Source organism: Chitinimonas sp. BJYL2, assembly GCF_027257935.1.
Taxonomy (GTDB): domain Bacteria; phylum Pseudomonadota; class Gammaproteobacteria; order Burkholderiales; family Chitinimonadaceae; genus Chitinimonas.
Genome location: NZ_JANZKW010000001.1, coordinates 388411 through 414650, shown reverse-complemented (window position 1 = coordinate 414650; position 26240 = coordinate 388411). Strand labels below are relative to the sequence as shown.

The window sequence follows — 26240 nt, the reverse complement described above, 5'->3', positions numbered from 1 at the left end:
TATTGGCCTACCTGACTATGAATACCGCCCACACCCGTCAATATTTCCTCGATCTGCAGGACCGCATCGTCACCGCGCTTGAAGCGGCCGATGGCGGGACTTTCCGCCGTGATGAATGGCAGCGCCCCGCCGGTGGCGGTGGCCGTACCTGCATCATCGAAGATGGCACGCTGCTGGAGCGGGGCGGGGTGGGCTTCAGCCATGTGATGGGCGACAAACTGCCCCCGTCGGCCAGCGCCCACCGGCCCGAGCTGGCCGGGCGCGCCTGGGAGGCGATGGGTGTATCGCTGGTGTTCCATCCGCGTAACCCCTATGTGCCCACGGTGCATATGAATGTACGGATGTTCCGCGCCTTTGCGCCGGGGCAGGACGACGTCGTCTGGTTCGGTGGCGGGATGGACCTGACGCCGTATTACGGCTTCGCAGACGACGCGTGCCACTTCCATCAAACCTGCGCCGACGCGCTCGCGCCGCACGGTGACGACAAATACCCCCGCTTCAAGCACTGGTGCGACGAGTACTTCTTCCTCAAGCACCGTAATGAACCGCGCGGCATCGGTGGCGTGTTCTTTGACGATTTCAGCGAGCTGGGCACCGAAGGCAGCTTTGCCATGACGCGTGCCGTGGGCGACGCCTTCCTGCACGCCTATCTCCCCATTGTCGAGCGCCGCCGCGATACGCCGTACACGCAAGCCCAGCGCGACTGGCAGGGCTATCGCCGTGGTCGCTATGTGGAATTCAACCTGGTCTGGGATCGCGGCACGCTGTTTGGCCTGCAATCGGGCGGTCGCACAGAGTCGATCCTGATGAGCCTGCCGCCGGTGGTGAACTGGCGCTACGACTATCAGCCCGAGGCCGGTAGTCCTGAGGCCGCGCTGCTGACGGATTTCCTGACTTCGCGTGACTGGCTGTCACCGGCTACCTAGGGGCAACGTCCCCACGATGCGCGAGCTGCGGCTGCGGTAACTGACCCTACGGGTTCCCCGTCATGGTCACCATGTGCTCGCCTGTGGTCTGATATCCGCTACCGCTTTGCTGCCCATCTACCCCGAGACTCTCATGCTGCTGCGCATCCTCGGCATCATCACCCCCATCCTGCTGGTTTCACTGGCGGGCTACCTGTATGCCCGTCTGCGCAAGCCGGACCTCACCGAGATGAACCGGCTGACCGTGGACCTGCTGGCGCCCTTGCTGATCTTTGCAGGGCTCACCAGCAAGCACTTTGATTTGTGGGAATCGCGCTGGTTGCTGCTGGGCGGCACGGCGGTGATTCTGGGTTCCGGCTTGATCAGTGTGGTCGTGGCTCGTGTGGCGCGCGAGAGTGTGCGTACGCTGGTGCCGCCGATGATGTTCAACAATGCGGCCTTCATGGGGCTGCCGCTGGTGTTGCTCGCCTTGGGGCCTGAGCGTCTGCCGGCTGCGGTCGCGCTGTTTGTGGTGAGCACGCTCTTGCACATGACCATCGGCGTGAGGCTGGTCAATCCGCATGCCACACTCGGTTATCTGGCCAAGAACCCGCTGCTGATCGCCTCGGTAGCGGGCATTGCCTGCAATCTGGGTGGGGTGGTGCTGCCTGAGTGGCTAAGCACCTCCGCTTCCCTGTTGGGCAATGCCGCCATCCCGCTGATGCTGTTCTCCCTGGGGGCGCGCATGGTCGATGTGCACAAGACCGGCTGGCAGGCGGGCGTGCTGGGCGCGGTGCTCTGCCCCTTGAGCGGCTTGGCAGTAGCCTGGCCGATGATGAGCGTGCTGCCTCTGCAAGCCGTTGAAATATCGCAACTATTGATGTTCGCGGCGCTGCCGCCAGCGGTACTCAACTTCCTGATTGCCGAGCGTTATCAGCAAGAGCCTGACAAGGTGGCCTCGATTGTTTTGCTGGGCAATATCGCCAGCCTGATCTTCGTCCCCCTGGGCTTGGCACTCGCGCTCTCGGCTTGAGGCAAGTTGTCCAGACAGGCTGTAAGCGGGCTTTTGTAACTACATCAAGCCCCGGGTCGTAGTTTCGTAACATTCTGTCGGATTGTTGAAAATTCTTTACATACCACTTTAAGCAAGTTATTGATTTGTAAAGTTTCTTGCGCCGCACAAAACCGTTGCAACGCGCCGGTTCACTCCGTTAGAATCGATCAAGCCTGCTGAAAACCCTAATGCGCCCGAATGGGTGCGCCATGTGGTCAGCAGGCTTTGTTTTCGATAGCGCTTGGCCGGTTGTTTCCTGCCATCCTGTCCGGCTTTGCCCCCTGTGCCGCGATACCCGCGCGGCATCGCTGCCCGAACGACCACCCCGTTTCGACCAGCCGCATTGCCAGCGCGTCTCCCGCGCCGACCGGAACCGAGCGCCGCTCCCAACGGGGGTCTGCCCAGCAGGGCAGGCTCACACAAAGGGGTGACGAGGGCATGCCGCCGCCACAAGCGACCCGCAGCGCCAACCGCCGCTCCGCACGTACACGGGTATTACTGCAATGGACGACAGACAGCGCCGGCTAGACGGCACGCTTTACCGCCCGGGGTTCGAACAGGATTCCTGCGGCTTCGGCTTGATCGCCAATATGGACGACAAGCCTTCCCACTGGCTGGTTTCCACCGCCATTTCCTCGCTGGCCAACCTGACCCACCGCGGCGCCGTGGCAGCCGATGGCAAATCGGGCGATGGTTGCGGCCTGCTGTTCCGCAAACCAGATGGCTTTTTGCGTACCGTCGCCAAGGAGAAAGGGCTGGAGCTGGCGCATCACTACGCTGCCGGTCTGGTTTTCCACAGCAGCGATCTGGAGGCCGGCAAGGTCTCGCTGGCCAATCTGAAAGCCCAGCTCGAAGAGCAGGGCCTCGAAGTGGCCGGTTACCGCACCGTGCCCACCGACACCCGCGCCTGTGGCGAAGCCGCCATGCGCAGTCTGCCCGCGATTGCGCAGATTTTCGTTAACTGCCCGGCCAATATGGACGCCGAGAGCTTTGAGCGCCGCTTGTATATTGGCCGCCGCCTCGCCGAGAAAGCCAACAAGCCGGACGCCAGCTTCTATGTACCCACGCTGTCGGCCTACACGATCTCGTACAAGGGTCTGGTAACCCCTGAGAACCTGCCGGTGTTCTACCCCGATCTGCAGGACGAGCGTTTTGCCTCCAGCCTCGCGGTGTTCCACCAGCGCTTCAGTACCAATACCTGGCCGCAATGGAAGCTGGCCCAGCCCTTCCGTTACGTAGCTCACAACGGCGAGATCAACACGATTTCGGGCAACCGCTCCTGGGCCCGCGCCCGCGAAGCCATCATGGCCTCGCCGCTGATCCCGAACATGGACGACATCCGCCCCATTGTGCAGACCGATGGTTCGGATTCGATGAGCCTCGACAATATGCTCGAAGGCCTGCTGATGGGCGGCATCGACTTCTTCCGAGCGCTGCGCCTCTTGGTGCCGCCGGCCTGGCAGAACGTCGACACTACCGATAAAGAACTGCGCGCCTTCTACGAATACAACTCCATGCACATGGAGCCGTGGGACGGCCCGGCCGGCATCGTGCTCACCAATGGCCGCTACGCCGGCTGCATGCTTGACCGCAATGGCCTGCGTCCCGCCCGTTATGTGCTGACACGCGATCGCCACATCACCATCTCGTCCGAAATCGGTGTGTGGAACTACAAGCCTGAAGATGTGGTGAAGAAGGGCCGCGTGCGCCCCGGCCAGATCCTGGCCGTGGACCTGCAATCGGGCCAGTTGCTGCTGCCGCATGAAATCGACGCCAAGCTCAAGGCCGCCCACCCCTACCGCCGCTGGGTCAAGCAGTACGCTACGCGCCTCGAACTGAGCATGGACGAGGACGGTGGCCGCCCTGAGCTGAGCCGCGATCAGCTCAACGTGCACCAGAAGCAATTCCAGGTGACGTTCGAAGAGCGTGATTCGGTCATCCGTGTACTGGCCGAAGATGCCCAGGAAGCGGTCGGCTCCATGGGTGACGATACGCCGATGGCTGTCTTGAGCCAGCGCGTGCGCCAGCCTTACGAATACCTGCGCCAGCAGTTTGCCCAGGTCACCAATCCGCCGATCGACCCGATCCGCGAAGCGGTGGTGATGTCGCTGAACACCGTGTTCGGTTCCGAGAAGAACATCTTTGAAGAAACCGCCGATCACGCGAAGCGGATTGAAGTCAGCTCGCCGGTACTCAGCTTCGAGAAGTTCAAGCTGCTGACCAGCCAGACCGATCCGCAATTCCTGTCGCAGAGCTTTGATCTGCAATACGACCCGGCCAGCACCGACCTCAAGGGCGCCTTGGCTGCCCTGGCGGCGACCGTGGTGGCAGCTTCGAAAGCCGGTGTGGCGATTGCCGTGCTGTCCGATCGCAATCTCAGCCGCGACAAGCTGCCCATCCATGCCCTGTTTGCCGTGGGTGCCGTGCACACCGCGCTCGTGAATGCCGGCTTGCGCTGCAAAACCAACCTGCTGGTCGATACCGGCACGGCGCGCGATCCGCATCACTTTGCCTGTCTGGTCGGCTACGGGGCGACAGCGGTCTACCCCTACCTGGCCTATGAAGTGATTGCCGATCTGATCGAGCAGGGCCAGGTCAGCGGCAAGGTGTCCGAGGCGATGAGCAAGTATCGCAAGGGCATCAACAAGGGTCTGCTCAAGGTGCTCTCGAAGATGGGCATCTCCACCGTGGCCTCCTACCGCGGCGCACAGCTGTTCGAGGGTGTGGGTCTGGCCGACGAAATCGTGGAAGCCTGCATGCCCTACACGGTGAGCCGTGTGGGTGGCGCCGGTTTTGCCGATTTTGAATCGGACATGAAGCAGCTGCACAAGCTGGCGCACAACCCCATGCGCCCGATCCAGCAAGGTGGCCTGCTCAAGTATGTGTTTGGCGAGGAGTACCACGCCTACAACCCCGATGTGGTCATGCAGCTGCAAAAGGCGGTACAGAATGGCGACTACGCCGAGTACAGCAAGTACGCCGAGCTGGTGAACAATCGCCCGGTATCGATGCTGCGCGATCTGATGAAGCTCAAGGTGGATGCCGCCCAGTCGATTTCGGTCGATGAGGTCGAACCGCTCGAGGCGATTCTCAAGCGCTTCGACTCCGCCGGCATGTCGCTGGGCGCCTTGTCGCCCGAGGCGCACGAAGCGCTAGCAGAGGGCATGAACCGCCTTGGTGGCCGCTCCAACAGTGGTGAGGGCGGCGAAGACCCAGCCCGCTACGGCACGGTCAAGATGTCCAAGATCAAGCAGGTCGCCTCTGGCCGCTTCGGCGTGACCCCGCACTATCTGGTCAATGCCGAAGTGCTGCAGATCAAGGTGGCCCAGGGCGCCAAGCCGGGTGAAGGCGGCCAGCTGCCCGGCGACAAGGTCAGCGGTCTGATTGCCCGTCTGCGCCATGCGAAGGAAGGCATCAGCCTGATTTCGCCGCCACCGCACCACGACATCTATTCGATTGAGGATCTGGCCCAGCTGATTTTTGACCTCAAGCAGGTCAACCCCAGCGCGCTGGTTTCGGTGAAGCTGGTGGCCGAACCGGGCGTGGGCACGGTGGCTGCCGGGGTGGCCAAGGCCTATGCCGACCTGATCACGATTTCCGGTTACGACGGCGGCACCGGCGCCTCCCCGCTGACCTCGGTCAAGTATGCCGGCTCGCCGTGGGAACTAGGCCTGACCGAAGCCCAGCAGGTGCTGCGCGCCAACGGCCTGCGCGGCCGTGTCCGTGTGCAGACCGACGGTGGCCTCAAGACCGGCCTCGACGTGATCAAGGCTGCCATCATGGGTGCCGAGAGCTTCGGCTTCGGTACCGGCCCGATGGTGGCGCTGGGCTGCAAGTTCCTGCGTATCTGTCACCTGAACAACTGCGCTACCGGCGTGGCCACGCAGGAAATCAAGCTGCGCAGCAAGTACTTCACCGGTCTGCCCGAGATGGTGATGAACTATTTCACCTTCATCGCCCGCGAAACCCGCGAGTGGATGGCCAAGCTGGGTGTGCGCTCGATGGCCGAGCTGATCGGCCGCACCGATCTGCTGGAACTGCTCGAAGGCGAAAGCACCCGCCAGAGCCAGCTCAAGCTGGGTGTGCTGCTGAGCCAGGGCACGATTCCCGATTCCGAACCGCGCTACTGCGTGAGCGAGGGCAACCCGAGTTTCGACAAGGGTGAGCTGGCCGAGAAGATGGTCAAGGACGCCGCCGCCGCGATCGCCGCCAAGACGCCGATCACGCTGGAATACAACGTCCGCAACATCAACCGCTCGATCGGCGCCCGCCTCAGTGGCGAGATCGCCCGCGCGCATGGCGCAGACGGCCTGCCCGAAGGCAGCTTGGATGTGCGCCTCAAGGGTTCGGCTGGTCAAAGCCTGGGTGTGTGGAACGCCAAGGGCCTGAACCTCACGCTCGAAGGCGACGCCAACGATTACGTCGGCAAGGGCATGAACGGCGGCCGCGTGGTGGTGTATCCGCCCAAGGGTGTCATGTATCAGCCGCACGAGGGCACGATCATCGGCAACACCTGCCTCTACGGCGCGACCGGCGGTGAGCTGTTCGCCTCGGGCCTGGCTGGTGAGCGCTTCGCTGTCCGTAATTCGGGTGCACTGGCGGTGGTGGAAGGCCTGGGTGACCACGGTTGCGAATACATGACTGGCGGTTGCGTGATCGTACTGGGCCAGACCGGCATCAACTTCGGCGCGGGCATGACCGGTGGCTTTGCCTTCGTGTACGACCGCGACGAGAAGTTTGCCTATCGCTACAACAACGAGCTGATCGATATCAACCTGATCAATGGCGAGGCCACGGGCCAGTACCGTGCCTTCCTCAAAGAGAAGATCGAACAGCACGTGGCCCTGACCGGCTCGGTGATCGGCGCCCAGATCCTGGAAGACTTCGATGATTACGTCGATTACTTCTGGTTGGTGAAGCCCAAGGCGGCCAAGCTCGATAGCCTGCTGAAAGACTAAGAGAGGAGCCTGGCGCGCGTACCGGTTGTCATATCGGTACGCACGCTGCTCCGCAGTGAACCAAAGTTGCGGTGTGGTTGAGCAGGGCAAGTCCCTCAGCCACACGGCATACCTGACGAGGTGTTCGCCATGGGCGACGTATTCAAGTTCCTGAACCTGCCGCGCGATCCCGGCGCCAAGTTCGAAGTCGATTTCCGTCGGCGCAAGTTCATCGAGATCTATGCGCCTTTGCAGAAGAATGATGCGGGCGATCAGGCTGGCCGATGCCTGCATTGCGGCAACCCCTATTGCGAATGGGAATGCCCGGTTCACAACTACATTCCCAACTGGCTCAAGCTGGTGCAGGAAGGCAAGTTGTTCGAAGCGGCCGAGATGTCGCACAAGACCAACTCGCTGCCTGAAATCTGCGGCCGAGTCTGCCCGCAGGATCGCTTGTGCGAAGGCGCCTGTACGCTGAACCAGGGCGGTTTCGGTGCCGTGACCATCGGCTCGGTCGAGAAGTACATCACCGACGAGGCCTTCAAGCAGGGTTGGCGTCCAGACATGAGCCAGGTGGTATGGACCGACAAGAAGGTCGCCATCATCGGTGCCGGCCCGGCCGGCTTGGCCGCCGCCGACATCCTGGTGCGCAATGGCGTGAAGCCAGTGGTGTTTGATCGTTACGAGGAAATCGGTGGTCTGCTGACCTTCGGCATCCCTGAATTCAAACTCGAAAAAGACGTGATCCGCACCCGCCGCGCCATCATGGAAGGCATGGGCGTGGAGTTCCGCCTGAACACCGAGATTGGCCGCGATGTCGATTTTGACACCCTGCTGGCCGATTTCGATGCGGTATTCATGGGCATGGGTGCCTACCAGTACATGAAGGGCGGCTTCCCCGGCGAGAACCTGCCGGGCGTGCTTGAAGCGCTGCCGTTCTTGGTCAACAACATCCGCCACCGGATGGAAACCCTGCCCGAGGGTGAGGCGCACCTGAACATGGCTGGTAAGGAAGTGGTCGTGCTCGGTGGTGGCGATACCGCCATGGACTGCAACCGCACCAGCATCCGCCAGGGTGCCGCGCGCGTGGTCTGTGCCTATCGCCGCGACGAGGCCAACATGCCCGGTTCCAAGCGCGAAGTGCTCAATGCCAAGGAAGAGGGTGTGGAGTTCCTGTGGAACCGCCAGCCGGTCGAGATCATCCAGCGTAATGGCCGCCTGGGCGTGAAGCTGGTCACCACGCAGCTGGGCGAGCCCGATGCCAAGGGTCGCCGCTCCCCCGTGGTGGTGCCGGGTTCCGAAGAGGTGATCGAGTGCGATCATGTGGTTGTCGCCTTCGGCTTCCAGGTTCAGCCTGAGTCGTGGTTTGCCAAGCACGGTATCAGCACCGACGAGCGCGGGCGCACCCTGGCGCAAGAGCGACAGGCCTACAAGCACCAGACCAGCAACCCCAAGGTGTTTGCCGGGGGCGACCAAGTGCGCGGTGCAGATCTGGTCGTGCGCGCCGTGTTTGAGGGACGTCAGGCTGCCGAGGGCATGCTGGGGTATCTGGGCGTCTGGTAAACCCGGCACCGACACGCTACAAACAAAACAGGGCAGCCCAAGCTGCCCTGTTTTGTTTTGCTCGTGAGTTGCGCAGCCCTGTCAGGATGGCGGTGCTGGCGCGACCAAGGCGGAGTCAGGCGGGAGGCAATCATGCGGTACGGGGTGGTGACAATCATCGGCGCTATGCTGGCCTTGCCGGCGCAGGTGCAAGCACTGGAATGGGACGGCGTGATCGATCTGCGCGCGGCGCAGCATCGGGGCGCTCAGGCCTGGCCTGAGGGCGGCCTGGGCAAGCAGCGTTTCGGTCCGGATGACGATGGCGTGCGGCTGGGGCAGGGCATGGTACTGATGCGGGGAGAGCCTCTGGAGGATCTGACCGCCACCCTGATTGTGAGTGCGGACGATGCCAGGCGTGGTGTCGTCGACGTCACCGAAGCCTGGCTGCAATGGAAACCGGTACCGACCAGCGCCTGGCAATCGCGTCTCAAGGCGGGCGCCTTCTTCATGCCGATCAGCCTGGAGCACGATGGCCCGGCTTGGACGACAACCCGCACCTTGTCGGCTTCGGCCATCAATAGCTGGATCGGTGAGGAATTCCGGACTATCGGTCTGGAATGGACCTTGGCCCATCGTGGCCGCGCCATCGGTTCCCCGCACGATCTCTCGCTTACTGCTGCGCTGTTTGGCTACAACGACCCGGCTGGCACCCTGCTGACCTGGCGTGGCTGGGGCATAGGCGACCGGATCACCGGCTTGAGCGAGACTTTACCGCTTGCACCCTTACCGGTTTACGGACCCCGCGGCATACTCAACAAGCAGGCGCCGGTCGTAGAGAGCTTCATGGAGATTGATCGGCGGCCGGGCTATTACCTGTCCGCCCACTATGCCTATCAAGGGCGGATCAATGTGTCGGTCGCCCATTACGATAATCGCGGTGACCCGTTTGCGGTGCGGGGTGGGCAATACGCCTGGACCACGCGCTTCCGGCATCTGGGGCTGGCCTTCAAGCCTGCAGCAGGCTGGACATTGCTGATGCAAGCCATGGACGGGATGACCCTGATGGGCCGACCCGGTGCCAGGATCGACTACACAGCACATTACGCATTGCTGGATGTGCCCGCAGGCGTGGGAAACCTGGCCTTGCGCCATGATCGCTTCCGTACCCGCGAGGATGACCTGCTGCCGCAGGACAACAATAACGAGCGCGGCCATGCCTGGACGTTGTCCTACCGGCGGCCATGGCTAGCGGGCTGGCAAGTGCAGGGCGAGTGGTTGCAGGTCAACAGTACCCGCCCTGCTCGCGAGCAGATCGGTGCCCGAGCCCGCTTGCGCGAGCAATCGCTGACGCTGGCTTTGCGCCGGCAGTTCTGATTGGGCACAGTTGCGGCTATATTAGGCAGATGAAATATCTGTCTTTCCTACCTCTTTTGATCGGCACGGCGGTGCTGGCCGAGCCTATTGAGGTGGCTTACCGCGACAAGCCACCTTACAGCTATACCGAGAACGGGCAACCCAAGGGCTTCCTGCTGGAGCGCACGATTGCCATCTTCAAGCGTGCCGGCATTGAGGCGCGTTATCTGGAGGTGCCCGTCAAGCGCATCACTACCGATATCCAGGCCAACCAGCGTCCGATCTGCTCACCCAGCTGGTACAAGCTGCCCGAGCGGGAAGCCTATGCCCGCTTTTCCCTGCCCATCCATCAGGACAAACCTCACGTCGTTCTCGCCTCGCCCAAGGCCCGGGCGGCCGTGTCACGCCACAAGCTCTTGAGCTCGCTGTTTGCCGATGCCAGCCTCCAGCTGGGTGTGGTGGAAGGTGTGTCCTACGGACAGGCACTGGATACCGCCATCGCGCAAACTGCCAAGCCGCCGATGCGATCCACCGTGACGCCCTTGCAGCTGGCCCGCATGGTCGCGCACGGCCGGGCCGATTACATGCTGATCGATCAGGAAGACCTGAGCTACCTGCAGTCGCACTCGGCGCTCAACACGCTCAAGCTGGTCAAGCTGGCCTTCCCGGATATGCCAGCCGGCCTCAAGCGCTACATCATGTGCAGCCAGCAGGTGGACCCCGCCACGCTGAACCAGCTCGACGAGGCCATCCGCGCCGTGGTGCCGGGCCTGACGCCCTGAATAAAAAAGCCGGCAAGTGCCGGCTTTCTGTTGGCGGCCGCGTGCATCAGGGCTGGGTGGCCGCTACCTTTTGCTTGATGCGAGCCTGGGTCTTTTCCAGCTGGGCCTGCACGATGGGCATGATCCGCGCCATGGTCAGCTGCATGGATTCGCCCGTGATCTTGGGCAAGGTAACCAGCACCTTCTTGCCAGTGGGCGATTTGTAGAAGGCGGTGATGTCGCGGATTTCTGCGGCTTCGAAGTACTTGCCGTAGACCTCGAACAGGATTTCATCCATCAGCGCTGGCAGATTGGCTTGCTCCAGTACCTGACGCATGTCCTGCTTCAGGGCGGGCAGTTCTTCGTTCAGTTGTTGCCGGAGCCGTGCCTGTTCGGCCTCATCCCGTTTGTTGTTCTGTTTCAGCGCGGCCTCCATGCCGGCCTGCATGCCCATATCAGCCTGTTCGGCAATCTGGTTCAGCAGCTGCGGCAGCATGGCCTTCATGTTCATCACATCAATCAACTCCTGGATGGCCTGCTTCTTCTCGGCGCTGATATCAGCGGCGCTGACTTGCTGCAGGCACAGGGCAGCCGCAATGGCCAGGGTGTAGCGGATCAGATTTTTCATGGGGGTAGGCCTCTTCCTCGTCGGGGATGCCGGCCGTTAGCGGCTCGGCGTGGTTAGCCAGAGCACGCGCTCAGGCGGGTAGTTCGGTAAAGCTCAGCTTGAGGGCGTCATGCCAATCCGGCGGAACGAGGCCGAAAGTCTCGCGCAGCTTATCCAGTGAGAGGCGCGAATTCTTGGGCCGCTTGGCCGGCGTGGGGTAGGCCTCGGTTGCAATCGCACCCAGCGTGCCGGGCACCTTGTCTCCCCGGGCGGCGGCCAGCGCAAAGATGGCTTCGGCAAAACCATGCCAGCTGGTCGTGCCACTGTTAACCAGATGGTACGCACCGCTGACGCCAGCCCAGTCCGGCCGGCTGGCGACAATATGAGCGCTGAGTTCGGCGATCGTGCGCGACCAGGTGGGCGCACCGATCTGGTCTGCAACGATATTCAGTGCCTCGCGCTCGCGGCCCAGCTTGAGCATGGTGAGCAGGAAGTTCTTGCCCCGCACGCCATAGACCCAGCTGGTACGCAGGATCAGGTGGTCACAGCCGCTGGCGCGGATGGCTTCCTCACCCGCCAGTTTGCTGGCGCCGTACACATTCGCCGGTGCGAGTGGATCGTCTTCGCGCCAGGGTTGTTCACCCTCACCCGAGTACACATAGTCGGTCGAGTAATGCACCAGCGGGATACCCAGGCGGCGGGCTTCCTCCGCCATCACGGCCGGTGCACGGGCGTTGATGGCGTGGGCCAAGTCGGCCTCGCTTTCGGCTTTGTCCACTGCCGTGTAGGCAGCCGGGTTGACGATCAGTGTGGGCTTGAGTGCGCGGATGACGTCGCGTACAGCATCGGCATTAGCCAGATCGAGCGCGGCCGAGTTCGGGGCGTGGATGGTCCCCAGGCCTTGCAGGCTGCGTTGCAGTTCAAAACCGACCTGGCCGCTGGTGCCTGTGAGCAGGATGGTGTGCATGGGTATTCCTGATTGGGGGAGATGCGCTCGATAGCGTCTACGGATGGATGGAGGCGATCTGGCTATCTGCAAACGCCGCCAGCGCATCCAGCAAGTCTAGTTTGTCGGGCTGGCTGGCATGCTGCTCGCGCAAGGCGAGCAGTGTGGCGCGCCAGTCGGCAATGCCTGGCAGGCCGTGTGCGCCATCGATCAGGCGTTCGGCACGGTGCTGCTGCCATTGTGCCTGCTCGTCCGCGTTGAGCGTAGCGGGCCAGTTGCGGGCGCGGTAACGGAAAAGCAGGGTGGCCAGACGCGGGTCGTCAAACGCGGTGCCGGCGCGGGCCAGTTCGTCGGGGCCGAGCTGGCGCAGGCGCTCCAGGCGGCGGCGGTCACCGTCGCCAACAAAACGGTCGTATAGCGCGGCATCCACGTCGCGCTGCGCGAACGCTTCATCGCGGCGGTAGACCGCGGCCAGTTTGGCCGCCAGGGCTTTGCCATGCTGCGCCAGCAAACCGGCCAGTGTGGCGGCATGGTGTTCAGCCTGGGCGATGTCGATACCAAGTGCCTCAGCGCGAGCTTGGCCCAGCGTGCGCCATTGCCCCACCACCACGGGGGATTTGTTCAGGTGGATGGTTTTGATAGGCAGGCGGGTTTCGCCCTTGGGCAGATCGTCGCTGCGGCTGAACATGCGTCGGCGCAGGGTATCGGCATCCAGGTCGAACAGTTCGCGCGGATCGTGCTGCAAATCCCAGACCGGGATTTCGTTCTTGTTGACCGGGTGTGCACCGAGCGCGGCCACGGCCGCCACACAGCCTTGCGAGGTCGGGTACATGCCCGAGACATGCCAGAAACCATGGCCATCGAGCGCGCCGATTTCGCTGGCAACGGCATCCTTCTTACGCAGCCGGTGGCAGAAGTCAAACAGGCGCGGGTTGTGCCGGCGTATCAACCGGGCCAGCGCGATCGTGGCGCGTACGTCTGATACGGCGTCGTGTGCGGCTTCGTGCAGCAGGTCATTCGCGGCGCTCAGGTGCTCCAGCTTGAACGAGGTCTTGCCCTCGTCGTTGATGGGCCAGTGGATGCCGTCAGGCCGAAAGGCAAACGTGGCGCGTACGCAATCGAGCAAGTCCCAGCGCGAGCAGCCGTTCTGCCATTCGCGCGCATAGGGGTCGTAGAGATTGCGCCAGAGCAGGTGGCGCGTGAGTTCATCGTCGAAACGGATCGTGTTGTAGCCGAGGCCGCAGGTGCCCGGTGCGGCCAGTTCGGCGTGGATGCGGGCGACGAACTCGGGCTCGGGGACGCCGCGTTCGGCTGCTTGCTGCGGGGTGATGCCGGTAATCAGCACCGAGACCGGATCGGGCAGGAAGTCGTCGCTGGGTTGGCAGAACAGCTCGACCGGCGGGCCGATCTCGTTCAGCTCGCTATCGGTGCGAATGCCCGCAAACTGGGCGGGCCGGTCGATCTGCGGGCGTATGCCGAAGGTTTCGTAGTCGTGCCAGAAGAAACTGGGTTCAGTCATGCAGGAATTCCCGTTCTTCCTGGCGCATCAGCAACCAGGCTGGCACACCGAGCGCAATCGGCAACAAGGTCAGGCCGAGGGCGAAACCATTGAGCGCAGTGGAGAGGCCGCCCCACACGGCACCGTAAGCCATCATCGCCATCACCTGCGGCGCCTTCATGCCGTATTGCATATTGCGTTCGTGGCGGGGGACCGGACGATAAAACGCCTGGGCGAGCAGGCCGCCGGCAATCGCGCCCGCGAAGGAAATCACGGCCAGCCCCAGTGCTTTCATCGGCGATACCCAGGCCACAATCGCCAGCAAGGGCAACATCGCCAGCCAGGTCGGGATCAGCCCCGCAAGCAGCTGATAGCGCCGCCACTGCTCGCGCGGCATGGGTGAGGACCACAGCAGCGAGGGTGATTCATCCATCGCGCTGGCAGCCCAGCACAGCGAGTGCGCGGTCATCACCACCATGCCACCAGAAAAGGCGACGGTCATGTTCATGGCTTCACGCCAGTCACCTTTGCCGTCGATCATGTGCATCAGCGGGAAGATCAGCATCATCATCGGGTTGGCAAGGTTCATTGCCAGCATCGGATGGCGCAGCATCAGCCGCCATTCCTTGGTGAGCAGCGCGCGGACCGGCGAGTTGCTGAAGCGGGCGCGGGTACTTTTCGGGGCGCTGCGCGGCGGTGCCTGCACCTGTGCCGACGCGTAGACGCCGCGCGCTGCAATCGGTGCCATCAGCCGCCAGGCCAGGATGCCTGCCAGCAGCACGGCCAGCGAGGGCAGCCAGTGGCCACGCAAGGTGCCTGCTACGAATTCATGCCAGAGCTGCGGCTCGAACTGCGCGCGCTGGAGGGCTTTCATGCCCAGGCTGATCAGGATGCCGCTGGAGATCAGCAGCGTCATGCCGATGATGCCCACGTAACGCTTGGCACGCGCGGTGCCGAGGATGCGCTGCAGGCTGAACGAGGCGGCCACGCCGATACACGCGGCCAGCAAGGCATAGCCGGCAATGCTGGCGTACACCAGCAAGGCCTGTGGACGGCCTGACAGGGCGATCACATTGACGAAGGGCAGCACGAACAAGGGCATGCCCACCAGCGTCCCCAGCGCATTGCTGCCGATGAACCAGCGCCCCAATGTGTTGGCAGGCAGAGGGCTGGTCAGCACGGTTTCCGTGTACTTGCGCTCGGCCAGCGCGCTGACCGAGGTGTACACCGCCATGAATACCATCGACAGGAACAGCATGCCGCCCAGAAAGGTGAAGGCGATATCACGGGCCACGCGGGCCTCGCTGGGGTCGCGGCTGGGCGTGGGCAGCAGCATGATCAGCAGTGCGGGGCTATGGATCAGCAGCAGCCAGAAGGCGCGGTAGGCCCAGCGCCAGCGCGTGCCCAGACGCTTGGCTTCGCCCTGGCTGAACCAGTTATACAGCTGGATCAGATCCCACTTGAGCAGCCACAGCACGCTGCCGGGTGCGGGCGACAGCTTCACGAGCTGGCCTCGTCATGCAGATGCAGGAAGATGTCTTCGAGGCTGGCATCGCCACGGCCCACGCGTTCGCGCAGCGCGGCCAGGCTGCCCTCGGCGATCAGTTTGCCGTTGGCGATGACGCCGATTACCTCGGCGAGTTTTTCGGCGACTTCGAGAATGTGGGTGGTCAGCACCACGGTACAGCCCTCACTGACCTTCTTCTGCAGCAGGTCCTTGACCTGGCGGGCGGCGCCCACATCCAGGCCGGTCAGCGGCTCGTCCAGCAACAGCAGGCGCGGTTCATGGATCAGCGCGCCGCAGAGTGCGAGTTTCTGTTGCATGCCACGCGAGAAGCCTTCGCTGTATTCACTGCGGTGATCCCATAGATCGGTCCATTCGAGCAGTTCGCGCGCGCGGGATTCAGCTACATCGGCGGCAATGCCCCACAGGCCTGCTACATATTCCAGGTATTCGAGCGGGCGCAGCTTGCCGTACAGCTGTGGCTCATCGGGCAGGAAGGCCAGCGGCCGCTTGGCGGCCTCCGGTTCCATGACGATATCGCGGCCAAGAATGCGCACATGGCCGTAATCAGGCCGGGTCAGGCCGGCAATCATGCGTAGTGTGGTGGTCTTGCCGGCACCGTTATGGCCTAGCAAGGCATAGAAGCAGCCGGACGGGATGCTGAGGTTGAGGTTGTCGACGGCTTTGCGCTCACCGAAGTGTTTGCTCAGTTGATCGAGTTGCAGGGCGGCAGTGGTCAAACCGGTTGTCCTTGGTCTGGCAGTGGAGTGGCGACATGTTGCCGCCGGGGTGCGCAAGCACTTTAGGCGGCGTTCGCCCGGCTGGCAATTGTTGCTCACTGTTTGGCTTCAGCATCCGTTCATGTGGCTTGCGGTCAACTGATGCCCAGACCCGCGCGTTAATGGTTGCCATAGGCGGTCAACCGAGCCGTGAGTCGTTATGACTGGAGCAGAAATTGGATACCCCGACGTTTGAAGCCACCCTGCAACGCCATCGTGCGCACGAACTTGCCGAACCCGCGCAGGCGCACTTGCGCGCCGGGCAGCTGGTCTACCGCTATCTCGATACCGGCGAGTGCGTATCCGTGCCCAACGTCTGGTACAACCAGCCACCCGAACTGCGAGCCGAAAGCTACGAAGTGCAGGCCGTGGTGCTGGAGCAGCTGGCGGCTTCCATGAGCAAGCGTCCGTCTAACCTGATGTTGCCGCTGGAAATGCAACGCCTGGGTGAGCACTATCGCCAGCAGGCACTGGCATTCCGTGCGCAGGCCGCGCGTTTCCGTGGGGAATCGTTGCGACAGATTGTGGACCAGCAGCCTGTTCGTCAAAGCAGATCCAAAGCCGACAACCCCGCAGCGAGCTTGGTGGCACGACGCTAAGCGCCACAGGTGAGTGCCGCCCATCGCCAGCCAGGCTGGTATCCGTATCAAACGCCAGGTGTTTGATCTAGGTAAAGCAGCGCCCGATCCAGAACGGATATGTTGAACAAAAGGCCAGTCGTTATCAGGACTGGTGGTTCAGTATTTCCGCGTCTAGCCAGGGAGCCTGAGAATGGATACCACCAACACTGAGCGTGCGGTACGCGAACTGATACTGCATGATGTCGAGGCGCTCAAACGGTTCATCTATGAGGTGGCCGACCTGGAAGCGGTGCCGCTGGGAAGAATGCTGAGAGAGCATGACTTGGTCTCGGATCGTGCGATTGAAGTGGCACTGGCCGTGCAGCAGAAGCAGCCAGGACGCAGGATTGGCGACATCCTGGTCGGATTGGGTCTGATCGATCAGCACACACTGGATTTTGCTGTGGCGTTGTTGCTAGGGACGCCCAGGGTGGCACTGGAAAATTTTGTCCCAACGCCAGACGCACTCGCGCGCTTCCCCGCGGAGCTTGTCTACCGTCACCAGTTGTTGCCCTTGTTTTGCGAGGGTGAGCATATTGTGCTGGCCGCCGCCAAATTGCCCGATCAGGCGCTGTTAGACACCTTGCGTTTTGCGACCCAGTTACGCCCGCTCATCGTGCTGGCAGAGCGCGGCGTGCTTGAGCAGACGATCGAGAGTTACTTCGACCCATCGTGGGCGGCAATTGGTGATGCGCGCCTGAAGCTGGATGACACGGATCAGCACGAGGTTCGCAATCTGCAGCGGGTCGAGCTGGAGGCCAAACAACAGCCCATCGTCCAGCTGGTCGACACCATTCTGCTGGATGCCATCCGGCATGAAGCCTCCGACATCCATCTCGTGCCCGATGTGGGTTACGTCTCTTTGCAATATCGCATCCATGGCACGCTGGTGCCGATACGCCGTCTCGATGCGGGCCTTCTCAGAGCGGTGGTGGGACGAGTGAAGATCATCTCCCGCTTGAATATCGCTGAGCATCGCCTGCCTCAGGATGGCCATGCCCGTGTCGTGGATGGTGACAACAAGATTGACCTGCGTGTGTCGAACATTCCGACGTTACATGGCGAGAGCGTTGTCATACGGATACTCAACAAGCGCAGAGGCATCCTCTCCTTGGGCGAAGTCGGCTTCAGTGAGCACGATGAGCGGGTATTCCGTGACTTGATTTCGCACAACAACGGTATGTTGCTGGTCACGGGTCCTACAGGCTCTGGCAAGACCACAACGCTCTATGCTGCCTTACAGCAACTCTTGGGCAGAACGCTGAACATCGTAACGGTCGAGGACCCGGTGGAGTACGAGTTGCCGGGGGTGCGGCAAATACAACTGACGGAAGCCATCGATTTCGGTTTTCCTCGCGCATTGCGCCATATCCTGAGACACGATCCCGATGTTGTCATGATTGGTGAGATCCGGGATGCAGAGACGGCACGCATCGCGCTTGAGAGTGCGCTCACAGGCCACTTCGTAGCCAGTACGCTGCACACCAACAATGCATCACAAGCTGTACTGCGCCTGCAGGAAATGGGCATGAGCAACCACTTGATCCGCACCAGTTTGCTGGGGGTACTCGGACAGCGATTGGTCAGGCGCAACTGCAGTTACTGCAAGGCGCCAGAGGCGGTGGCCGATCACATCTTGCAGCGTTTCGGTGTTGCACCGAGTGAACCGTTCTACCACGGCACGGGCTGTGCCCATTGCCATGGCACGGGTTTCAGCGGCCGCATCATGGTCTACGAGATCATGCCATTCAGCCATCGCCTGCGTGAACAGATCGCCGCGCAAGTCTCATCGGCCACGCTGGAGCGGGTGGCCATTGAAGATGGCATGAGACCGCTCCATATGCATGGCCTCAGTTTGGCTCAACAGGGGATTGTGTCACTGACGGAGGTCTATCAGGAGTGCCTGTGAGACCGAACCCGTCGCTTAAGCCCCATGTTGTTTGAACCAAGCCAGCAGACGCTTCCAGCCATCCTCGGCTGCTTCTTTGCGATAGCTGGGCCGGTAATCGGCGTGAAAGCCGTGGGGCATGTCGGGGTACAGCACGATATCGCTGGGTTTGCCCGCAGCCTTGATGGCGGCGCGCATCTGGTCCACGGTTTCGTTGGGAATGCCGGTATCGGCGCTGCCGTAGAGGCCCAGCACCGGGGCTTTGAGTTCTGCGGCTAGATCGACCGGATGCTTCGGGGTCATCTCGCCGGCCTTGCCGACCAGCCTGCCATACCAAGCCACGCCGGCCTTGAGTGCCGGGTTGTGCGCGGCATACAGCCAGGTTATGCGGCCGCCCCAGCAAAAGCCGGTCACCGCAAGGCGTGAGACATCAGCCTTGCCGGTGGTTTTGGCCCAAGCCACGGTTTTGTCCAGATCGCTCATGACCTGTTTGTCTGGCACCTGCTCGACGATCTTGCGGATATCGTCAATGGTCTTGAGTTGCGATACATCGCCCTGACGCGCGTACATCTCGGGAGCTACCGCAAAGTAACCGGCCTTGGCAAAGCGCCGGCACACATCGCGGATGTGCTCATGCACGCCGAAAATCTCCTGCACCACCAGCACTACCGGGAACGGGCCGGCACCCTGCGGCATGGCCCGATAGCCCGGCAATTCGCCATCACCCACGGGGATCTTCACTTCGCCGGCCACCAGCCCGTCGCTGGGCGTGGTGATGACATTCGCGCTGGCATCGGGTGCGACGGCCAGAGCAAAGCCGGCAGCCAGGGAGGTCACCACGAAATCGCGGCGATTGACGGCGCTGGGCCGGGTGAACGGGACAATATCTGGGTGGCGCGTATCGTTCATGGCAACTTCCTGATGAGGTGCATTACTGAATCGTCACGGGCGGCAGGGTAACTTCCGACCGATTCGGCGTCTTGATCTTGACCAGCAATTTCTGCGTGCTGTCTGCCGGGCACGCGGCAATGATCCCGTCTGGCGAGGCAACATTCAACTTCGCGCGGAATGTCTCACGCATGTTGGTGCTGGGCATGGTGTGGTTTTCGCCGCCTGCCACCTTCACGATGCCGGTGGTGGTGCTGGTGGACGGCGTGACTTCAAACGTAATAGTGCTGCCGGCCGGGATGGGATTACCGTTAATGTCGATCGGGGTGATGTTGGCTTCAATGTCGGTGACGCCGTTGCTGCACAGCAGGGTCGGCACACTGACCGGCGAGCCGCCTTCGTTGAGCGTGCTGCCGGCCCAGACGATGACCAGCGAATCCCGGACCGAGACGGTTTTGGGCGCCGTGGAAGGCACACTATTGCTACGTAGCAGACCGTTGTACTGGCCATCGGCCGGTGTGTAGGCGCTGTTGCTGTTGAAGTCGATGAACGGCTCTACATAGGTTTGGCCATTCACGGTGAGCAAGGTCTTGGGGCTGCTGTGGTTGCTCTCATCGGCATTGATGAAGGCCTCGCCCAGATCGGTGAACGGCTCGCCCGGGTCAAATACGCCGTTGCCGTTGACGTCGCTGAAGCTCTCCTCGCCGACGGTATGCGCCAGAATCGTCTGCCGGCCACCCTGAACCAGGGCGCCACGATTCCCGCCACTGCGCAGGGTGACCGAGCAGGTGCCATTGGTGGTCTGGCATTGTGGCGTGATGATGCCGATACCCCCTTCGGTGCTGAAGCTGACGGGCGTGCCATCGGGTACCGGGTTGCCGAAACGGTCTGCCGATTGCACGGTCAGCGTGATCTCTTCACCGTCGCGCTCAAGGAACTCAGGGTTGTAGACACTCGCGGCGAGGGAGAAGCCATTCTGATGCGGCACGCCCGTGGAGATCGTGAGCTGGCTCGATTGGCTGCTGATCGTATTGCCATTCACGGTCAGGCTGGCGGTGACGCGCACCACGGTGCTCACACTGCCGGCATTCACCCTAGCCTGTACTGTGCCATCGGCCTGGGTAATGCCGCTGCTCTGCGTAAGCGTGATACCGCCCACCGACGAGTTCAGGCTGAAATTGACGGTTTGGTTGGCAACCGGGTTACCAAAGTTGTCGCTGAGTTTGAAAGTAACTGCCGATACGGTCGTGCCGCCAATCCCTGCCAGCGAGATATTGGCGGGCACAGCGCTGACGAACTCCAGCGACGCCGGGGCCGATGAGGCTTGCTGGATCTGCAGATCGGGGCTGGTGCTCACGCTGGCCGTACTCGCACCCAGGGTGGCGGTGGCGGTGATCTTGTCGCTGCCGGTGCAGCCGTTGTCCTGATAGGTGGCATTGGCACGGGCAACCCGTTTGCCGCCCTCGGTACTGGCTTGCACGCTGACCGGGCTGTCGATACTGGCGCGGTTGGCGGCCACGCACGGCGAGGTGAAGGTCACGGTCGCCGGGGTCTCGATGGCTTGGCCTGTCTCGGCGTTGGCCAATTCCACACTTACGCCAACGCTGCCACCGGGCTGGATGGCCGTCAGGCCCAGCGTAATCGGGCTGAGTGTGAGCTGGATCGGCTTCACCGCAAAGTTGTAGCTGCTGCTCAGGGCGCTGGAGCCGACGGTGACGGCTGCACTCAAGGTCGTGGCACCGGTTTTGTCCAGCGGGGCGCTAAGCCTTGTGCTGGCAATCCCGTTTGCATCCGTCAGTACGGTGCCTGCATCCAAAGCACCCAGGGTGGCATCGGCAATGCTGAGCGACACAATAGCGCCGCCGATACCCTTGCCGGTCGAATCCAATAGCTTGACGGTGGCGGTACCGCTTTCGCCGATATAGAGCGTCTGGCTGCTGGCATTGGCGGCGTTCAGTACGCTGACCGACAAGGTAGGCGTGAGCACCGGTGGCGTACCACCACTGCTGCCAGTATCGGGTGCGCCGCCGCCGCAGGCGGCCAACAGACCCGTGAGGACGACACCCATTACATTGCGCCAGCCGGCGATATTCAAGCGGATAAGCACTGCGGGAATCCTTTGCGGTAAACAGCTGAAACGATTGTAGCCGAGGCCCTGCCAAGCGCCTGTTCAATATCTTTTCAATGCTGCGCCGAGAAGATATTGAACAGGCGCTCAGCTGTGCCGACTGGTCAACAGCAGGCCGGCAAATATGGCGCCGATCCCTACAGCGTGGAACCAGGCGAACTGCTCCCCCAGGAATAGCCAGGCCAGCACGCTGCCGAACACGGGCATCAGGTGGATGAAGCTGCCGGCGCGCGAGGCGCCTACGGCTTGAACGCCGTAGTTGTAGAACAGATAGGCCAGTACCGAGGGAAACACCCCCACATACACAAAGGTGGCGAGATTGGCACCGGTCATGGCCAGCTGTGCGCCGCTACTTAGCTCCCAGAGCAGCAGCGGGGCGATGCAGATCACCCCTACGATCACCAGGGCCAGCAGCAGGCCCAGCCGATCAATACGTGGGTCCAGTCCGCGCAGCATCAGGGTGTAGACCGCCCAATCCAGCGCTGCGAGCAACAGCAGCAGGTCACCTTTGTTGAGGTCCAGCCGGAGTAGCCGACCCGGCTCGCCGTGGCTGAAGATCATGGCCACGCCAGCAAAACTGATGGCGACGCCCAGACACTGCCGCAGGCTGATGCGCTCACCCAGGAACAGCGCGCCCAAGGGCAGGATCAGGATGGGTATGAAGCTGTTGGTGAGCACCGCATTGGTGGCGCTGGTGAAATGCAGGCCGGCGTAGGCCAGTGAGTTGAAACCGGCCACGCCGATCGCACCGAGCAAGGCCACGCGTTGCCATTGCGCGCGTAGCAAGGCGCGATCACGCCACATCGGCCTGAGCGCAAACGGCAGCAGGATCATCAGCGCAATCAGCCAGCGGCCAAAACTCAGTGCCATGGGCGGGATCGCCGCATGGGTCGCGCGGGCAACGACGAAATTGCCCGACCAGAACAGGCTGGTCAGGGTCAGCAGGAGATAGGCGAGTGAAGGCGACGGGGCGGGTTTCATGGGCGGCGCAGGCGGCCCAGCAGGTCGCGCCCGAACAGCACGGCGATGCGCGCGGCCAGCAGGCCGATGAAGGCCTGCGCAGCCAGGAACAACAGATAGGGCAAGGGTGTTTCAGCCCAACTCAACAGGTAGGGTGTGCCGCCCCGGCTGAACTTGAAGGTGGTGCTGCCATCGATAATGTCGGTGACAACCAGGTACAGCATGCCCACGCTGAACAGGCCAAGCACCAGTACGATGCCGAGTTCAAACAGCAGCGCGCGCAGGCCTGGCACCGAGGCCAGTACTAACTCCGCCACCACGGCGATCACGGCGCCGGCCAGCAGGAGCGTGGTACCGAATCCCACCGCAATCAGGGCCAGCATGGCGGCATCACCGGTCGTGGAGCCCAGGGTGAAGAAACTGGTCACCAGCAGCACCCCCGCCAGCAAGATCAGCCACATGGCATAGCGCAGGGCACTGCGCGTCAGCGGATAGCGCGCGGGCGGCAGCAGGCGCTGGTAAAGACTCATTGCAGCCCAGCCAGCACGCGCACATGGGCGGCCGCGCTGCGCCCAAGGGCCGACAAGTCGTAGCCACCTTCAAGTACGGAGACGATGCGTCCCTCTGCGTGATTGGCCGCCACTTCCATCAGTTGCTCGGTGATCCAGGCGTAATCGTCTTCGACCAGCCCCATGCTGGCCATCTCGTCATCTCGGTGGGCATCGAAACCGGCCGAGATGAAGATCATGCCGGGCTTGAAGTCATTCAGTGCAGGCAACCATTGGGTGGTGACGGCCTCCCGCAAGGCATCGCCACGGCTACCGGCCTTGAGCGGTACATTGTGCATATTGGGACCCAAGGCGTTCTCGCCCGAGTAGGGATAGAACGGCGACTGGAAAATCGACACCATCATCACCCGCGGATTGTCGTGAAACAGCTCCTCGGTGCCATTGCCGTGATGCACGTCGAAATCCGCCACGGCCACACGCTCGATACCCATCTTGAGTGCCTGTGCTACACCCACGCCCAAGTTGTTGAACAGGCAGAAACCCATGGCGCGTTTAGATTCGGCATGGTGTCCCGGTGGGCGTACGGCACAGAAAGCATTGGCGGCCTCGCGGTTAACCACCAGTTCGGTGGCGCGTACCACCGCCCCGGCAGCACGTTGCGCGGCACGCAAGGAATGGCGGTTGATGGCGGTATCAGGATCGAGGTGGACGATGCCCTCGGCCGGTGAGAGCTGCTCCAGTGCTTCCACATAACGCGGCGGATGCACGAGCGCCAGCTGCTCATGCGTCACCAGGGGCGGCTCCACATGCCAGAGGTGATCCCACAGACCACTGGCGATCAGCTGGTCCTGTATCGCCGCGAGGCGTGCAGGGCATTCGGGATGATGACTGCCCATATCGTGCAGGGCGCAATCGGGGTGTGTCAGGTAGGCGGTGGGGCGGCTACCGGCAATTTTTCTGGCCAGCCAGCTAAGCAAAATCTGTCTCCTGGTGGGCTTGCGCCTCTATGGGACCGGCTGCCTGGCACCTTGCGGTGTGCCATGTGCAGCCGCTGTACAGCCTTGGCGCAGTTTAAGGTGGCGGGTGGTATAAACCAATAGTGAGCACAGCAAACACCGGGCTTGTTGGTGTTAAACCATTTTTCGCAGCCCCGCTCCAACCGATTCTTCCTGACCGACCGAGACCATGGCCGACGCTTCCTCCCTCGCTCCGTTGCATGCCGCACTTGCCCAGCTTGATACCTTCATCCTCGGCAAGCCGCACGAAACCCGCCTGGCCCTGGCCTGTCTGCTGGCACGTGGCCACCTGCTGATCGAAGATCTGCCCGGCGTGGGCAAGACCACCCTGGCACATGCGCTCGCCGCGACACTGGGCCTGGCCTTCCAGCGGGTGCAATTCACCAGCGATATGCTGCCCGCCGACCTGATCGGGGTGTCGATCTACGACCGCGACGAGCATCGCTTCCATTTCCATGCCGGCCCGCTGTTCAGTCAGGTAGTGCTCGCCGACGAAATCAACCGTGCCACGCCCAAGACCCAATCTGCGCTGCTGGAAGCCATGGAAGAGGGGCAGGTGACCCTGGATGGCGAGACCCGCCGCCTGCCTGAGCCATTCTTCGTGATTGCCACGCAGAACCCGGCCCACCAGATCGGCACCTTCCCGCTGCCTGAGTCGCAGCTGGACCGATTCCTGATGCGCATCACCCTGGGCTACCCCGATGCCGCTGCCGAGCGTGCCATGCTGCTGGGCGAGGATCGCCGCGACATGCTGCGCGATGCACGCCCTGTGGTGGACCCTGCCACGCTGGCCAGCCTGCAGCAGGCAGCACGCCGCGTGCATGTGGCGCCGGCCCTGGTCGATTACGTACAGGCCCTGTGCCGCGCCACGCGCGAGGCCGATGCCTTCCACAGCGGCCTGTCACCGCGCGCCGCCTTGGGCTTGCTGTCGGCGGCCCGCGCCTGGGCCATGCTGGCCGGGCGAGAGATGGTGATTCCGGAGGATGTGCAGGCCGTGTTTGCTTCCGTGGCGACCCACCGCTTGCTGGCGCGCGCCAGCAACCGGCCACAACCCGAGCTGGTCAATCGTCTGCTTGGTGAAGTCGCCATTCCCTGAGCCCCCGCCGATACCCGGCAGCAAGGACACCCTCGTGCAATCCACCAAGCTGGTATCCCGGCGCAAACCCTACCGCGAAGGCTACGGTGCTGCCCTGAAAGCGGGCTTGCAGCAGACGACGCGGCAGGTGCAGGCCATGCACCACACGATTGCCGACAAGTCGTTCAACACCTTGCGGCGCGTGCCCTTGCTCAGCCTGCCGGCGCGGCTGGTCAAGCGGGCCCACGATGCGATTGCCGATGGTGTGTATGCGGCCATCCATCATGGCGGCGGTCTGGCCCTGACGGCATTGGACCCGCTCGCCCGACGCGCCTTGCCCGAGCACCATGCCCGCACCATCGACAGCGTGCTCAACGGCGTGTTTGGCGACTATCTGGCACGTAGTGGCAACGGCTTGGCTATCGAGATGGGGTTCTACCATGGTGGAGAAAAGATCCCCCTGAGCCCGGCCGGGCTGGCGCCCTTGCTGTCGAATGGGGGCGACAAGCTGTGTGTATTCATCCACGGCCTGTGTTGCGACGAACACTGCTGGATGGCGGGAGACGATACGGCCGACAGCGTGAACTTCGGCCAGCGACTGCAGGTGGAATTGGGCTATGCGCCGTTCTATCTGCGCTACAACAGCGGGTTGGGGCTGAACGAGAATGGCCAGCAGCTCGCTGCGCAACTCGATGCCCTGCTCGCGGCCTGTCCGCAGCCACCGGATGAGGTGGTGCTGATCGGTCACAGCATGGGTGGCCTGATTGCTCGCCGCGCCTGCGAGCATGCCGCTGCCCATCAGTCCCCTTGGCTCGCGCTCACCCGCATGGTGATCTGCCTCGGTTCGCCGCATGCCGGGGCCGGTCTGGAGCGACTGGGTCAGGGTTTGACCCGGGTCATGCAGTACTTTGATGTGAGCGCGCCCCTGGCCCGCATTGCTTCGGCTCGCAGCCAGGGTATCCGCCATTTGCGCCATGGCCTGCGCGATACCGGTGGCAGCGCGCCGCCTGTGCCCGGCCTGGCTTACCGTTTTGTGGGCGCCAGCCTCAGCCACACCCCTGAGCACCCCGTTTATCGGCTTGTCGGCGATGGCCTAGTCACGCTGGACAGTGCCACCGAGCCGGGGCTGGCCGGCGATGTTGCCTCGGTCCGGCTGACTGGCATCGGCCACATGACATTGCTGCGGTCGCCCATGGTTTTTGCGCAGCTGCGGGCCTGGCTGAGTACCGATTCTCCGCCTGACGCCCAGGTCCTGTAAGGGGTTGCCTTT

20 protein-coding genes are annotated in these 26240 nt (G+C 62.6%); 10 read left to right on the top strand and 10 right to left on the bottom strand.

Features of this window, described 5'->3' with window-relative positions; translation table 11 throughout:
- The first annotated feature begins 11 nt into the window (after positions 1-11).
- The 6 genes from hemF to O9X62_RS01905 all read left to right on the top strand — a co-directional run bounded on the left by hemF (position 12) and on the right by O9X62_RS01905 (position 10573).
- Positions 12-926, top strand: a complete 915-nt coding sequence (hemF, locus tag O9X62_RS01930) for an oxygen-dependent coproporphyrinogen oxidase (RefSeq protein WP_374708385.1) — start codon at positions 12-14, stop codon at positions 924-926.
- Positions 927-1059: 133 nt separating this feature from the next.
- Positions 1060-1938 carry an AEC family transporter gene (locus tag O9X62_RS01925; protein WP_269531088.1) on the top strand — a complete coding sequence of 293 codons (879 nt, stop codon included), beginning with the start codon at positions 1060-1062 and terminating at the stop codon, positions 1936-1938.
- A 524-nt stretch (positions 1939-2462) separates the two neighbouring features.
- Positions 2463-6917 (top strand): glutamate synthase large subunit, encoded by a 4455-nt coding sequence (gltB, locus tag O9X62_RS01920; protein ID WP_269531087.1) that lies wholly within the window; start codon positions 2463-2465, stop codon positions 6915-6917.
- Positions 6918-7046: 129 nt separating this feature from the next.
- Positions 7047-8459, top strand: coding sequence for an FAD-dependent oxidoreductase (locus O9X62_RS01915; RefSeq protein WP_269531086.1), 1413 nt, complete (start codon positions 7047-7049; stop codon positions 8457-8459).
- 147 nt (positions 8460-8606) lie between these two features.
- Positions 8607-9812: a hypothetical protein gene (locus tag O9X62_RS01910; RefSeq protein WP_269531085.1), complete on the top strand. Its 1206-nt coding sequence runs from the start codon at positions 8607-8609 to the stop codon at positions 9810-9812.
- Positions 9813-9841: 29 nt separating this feature from the next.
- Positions 9842-10573 (top strand): ABC transporter substrate-binding protein, encoded by a 732-nt coding sequence (locus tag O9X62_RS01905; protein WP_269531084.1) that lies wholly within the window; start codon positions 9842-9844, stop codon positions 10571-10573.
- Between the two features lie 46 nt (positions 10574-10619).
- Here the strand turns inward: O9X62_RS01905 and O9X62_RS01900 are convergent, their stop codons facing one another.
- The 5 genes from O9X62_RS01900 to O9X62_RS01880 form a co-directional block, all read right to left on the bottom strand.
- Positions 10620-11180 carry a DUF2059 domain-containing protein gene (locus tag O9X62_RS01900; RefSeq protein WP_269531083.1) on the bottom strand — a complete coding sequence of 187 codons (561 nt, stop codon included), beginning with the start codon at positions 11178-11180 and terminating at the stop codon, positions 10620-10622.
- Between the two features lie 70 nt (positions 11181-11250).
- Positions 11251-12126, bottom strand: a complete 876-nt coding sequence (rfbD, locus tag O9X62_RS01895; protein WP_269531082.1) for a dTDP-4-dehydrorhamnose reductase — start codon at positions 12124-12126, stop codon at positions 11251-11253.
- Positions 12127-12163: 37 nt separating this feature from the next.
- On the bottom strand, positions 12164-13624 hold the full coding sequence (gene sbcB / locus O9X62_RS01890) for an exodeoxyribonuclease I (protein WP_269531081.1): 1461 nt from the start codon (positions 13622-13624) through the stop codon (positions 12164-12166).
- Complete coding sequence (locus O9X62_RS01885) at positions 13617-15107, bottom strand: hypothetical protein (protein ID WP_269531080.1); 1491 nt, start codon at positions 15105-15107, stop codon at positions 13617-13619. The genes sbcB and O9X62_RS01885 overlap by 8 nt, the downstream gene beginning before the upstream one ends.
- Positions 15104-15847: an ABC transporter ATP-binding protein gene (locus tag O9X62_RS01880; RefSeq protein WP_269531079.1), complete on the bottom strand. Its 744-nt coding sequence runs from the start codon at positions 15845-15847 to the stop codon at positions 15104-15106. The genes O9X62_RS01885 and O9X62_RS01880 overlap by 4 nt, the downstream gene beginning before the upstream one ends.
- Before the next feature lie 215 nt (positions 15848-16062).
- On the opposite strand from O9X62_RS01880, the gene O9X62_RS01875 reads away from it, so the two are divergent.
- Both O9X62_RS01875 and O9X62_RS01870 read left to right on the top strand, forming a co-directional pair.
- The gene (locus O9X62_RS01875) at positions 16063-16485 is read left to right on the top strand and encodes a hypothetical protein (RefSeq protein ID WP_269531078.1); all 423 of its coding nucleotides are present in this window, start codon (positions 16063-16065) and stop codon (positions 16483-16485) included.
- A 172-nt stretch (positions 16486-16657) separates the two neighbouring features.
- On the top strand, positions 16658-18415 hold the full coding sequence (locus tag O9X62_RS01870; RefSeq protein WP_269531077.1) for a GspE/PulE family protein: 1758 nt from the start codon (positions 16658-16660) through the stop codon (positions 18413-18415).
- A 15-nt stretch (positions 18416-18430) separates the two neighbouring features.
- Here the strand turns inward: O9X62_RS01870 and O9X62_RS01865 are convergent, their stop codons facing one another.
- From O9X62_RS01865 to O9X62_RS01845, 5 genes are all read right to left on the bottom strand, one after another.
- Entirely contained in the window at positions 18431-19303 is an 873-nt protein-coding gene (locus O9X62_RS01865; protein WP_269531076.1) for a dienelactone hydrolase family protein, read from the bottom strand.
- Between the two features lie 22 nt (positions 19304-19325).
- Positions 19326-21389 carry a hypothetical protein gene (locus tag O9X62_RS01860; protein WP_269531075.1) on the bottom strand — a complete coding sequence of 688 codons (2064 nt, stop codon included), beginning with the start codon at positions 21387-21389 and terminating at the stop codon, positions 19326-19328.
- Between the two features lie 108 nt (positions 21390-21497).
- Positions 21498-22391: a DMT family transporter gene (locus O9X62_RS01855; RefSeq protein WP_269531074.1), complete on the bottom strand. Its 894-nt coding sequence runs from the start codon at positions 22389-22391 to the stop codon at positions 21498-21500.
- Complete coding sequence (locus tag O9X62_RS01850; protein ID WP_269531073.1) at positions 22388-22900, bottom strand: hypothetical protein; 513 nt, start codon at positions 22898-22900, stop codon at positions 22388-22390. Before O9X62_RS01850 ends, O9X62_RS01855 begins: the two co-directional genes overlap by 4 nt.
- A complete protein-coding gene (locus O9X62_RS01845) occupies positions 22897-23856 on the bottom strand; it encodes a histone deacetylase family protein (protein WP_308446406.1) in 960 nt (319 codons plus the stop codon). The genes O9X62_RS01850 and O9X62_RS01845 overlap by 4 nt, the downstream gene beginning before the upstream one ends.
- A 208-nt stretch (positions 23857-24064) precedes the next feature.
- Here O9X62_RS01845 and O9X62_RS01840 point away from each other — a divergent pair, with 208 nt between their 5' ends.
- Positions 24065-24991: a MoxR family ATPase gene (locus O9X62_RS01840; protein ID WP_269531072.1), complete on the top strand. Its 927-nt coding sequence runs from the start codon at positions 24065-24067 to the stop codon at positions 24989-24991.
- Positions 24992-25025: 34 nt separating this feature from the next.
- Positions 25026-26228 carry a triacylglycerol lipase gene (locus O9X62_RS01835; RefSeq protein ID WP_269531071.1) on the top strand — a complete coding sequence of 401 codons (1203 nt, stop codon included), beginning with the start codon at positions 25026-25028 and terminating at the stop codon, positions 26226-26228.
- Positions 26229-26240: the final 12 nt, after the last annotated feature.